Source organism: Rhodoferax sp. GW821-FHT07G04, from assembly GCF_059418585.1.
Genome location: NZ_JBWKQD010000024.1, coordinates 1 through 1,144, shown reverse-complemented (window position 1 = coordinate 1,144; position 1,144 = coordinate 1). Strand labels below are relative to the sequence as shown.

At 60.8% G+C, this 1,144-nt stretch carries 1 protein-coding gene; it reads right to left on the bottom strand.

Features of this window, described 5'->3' with window-relative positions; genetic code table 11:
• Positions 1 to 1,144 (bottom strand): Ig-like domain repeat protein (locus AC07OO_RS25520; RefSeq protein WP_495084988.1); only part of this gene is annotated, 1,144 nt, incomplete at both ends.

Below are 1,144 nucleotides of genomic sequence, written 5' to 3'. Positions count from 1 at the left end.
CGTCGCCCGAGTAGGTGGCCTTGACGTTGGCCACGCCTGTCATGGGCATGTTGTTGACGGTGAGCACGGCTTGGCCGCTAACCACCGCCGCGGTTCCCAGGATGGCTCCGGCTTCGTTGAAGAAGGTGACCAGGCCTGTGAGGGGCGTGCCGTTGGTGCCGCCCGCTACGCTGGCCGTGAAGTTGACGCTTTGGCCGGCTGTAGTGGACGCAGCTGAAGTGCTCAGTGTCGTGGTCGTGGCGGGCAACGCACCGGATGCTGCTGTGACATTGATGGTGCCAACGCCCGATTGGGCTCCGGCACTGTAGTTGTCGCCACTGTAGACCGCTTTGATATTGGCGGTGCCAACGGTCGTCAAGGCGCCTGTGGTCAGCGTTGCAACACCGTTGGTTACGGTACCGGTGCCCAGTACGTTCTGGCCGTCATAGAAGGTGACCTTGCCGTTGTTGGTGCTGGTGGCTGGCGTCGTGCGGCCGGAGAAGCCCACAATCTCAAATTGATCCCCGGTGTAACCACCCTTGGCATCGAGGTAGAGCTTCTGGGTGATATTGGCCGTAGTCGAGCGCACAACCGTGTCGTTTACCCAATAGCGGACCGTACTGCCGTCGTAAGTCACGCTCAAGACGTCGTTTGCCGTGTAGGTGGCAAGGTTCATGTACCCACCTGAACCTTCGTAGACACTGAAGCGTCCCTCTCCGGCAAAGATGCACCAATCCAGGCTGCCAAAGTTGGCGTCGTTCTCAGGATCGGTGTTGAGGCCAAGCATGAGGTCGCACTCATAGGTCTTAACCTTGAAACTGACACTGGCGCCACCCGTGTAACCGACCGTACTATGTATCGTTTGGTCCCAGTAGTAGGTGCTAGACGTTTTGGTCACGACATTGCCGGAGACCGTCAACCCGGAAGTTGCAACCAGGCCCAAGGTGCTGACATCCTTGACCGCGGGAACCGTGGCAGTCAGTGTGACGGGCGAACCGGCGGTCACACTGGTTGCCGACGTACCGAGGGTTATGCCGCCGCTGGTGCTCAGGGTGATCGAACCGCTTCCTCCGCCGCCACCGGTCACCGTGACGTTGCTGATGGCCGAGCCGGTGCTGGCGTTGCTGGCGTCGCCGCTGTAGCTGGCGCTGATGGCGGCCGTGCC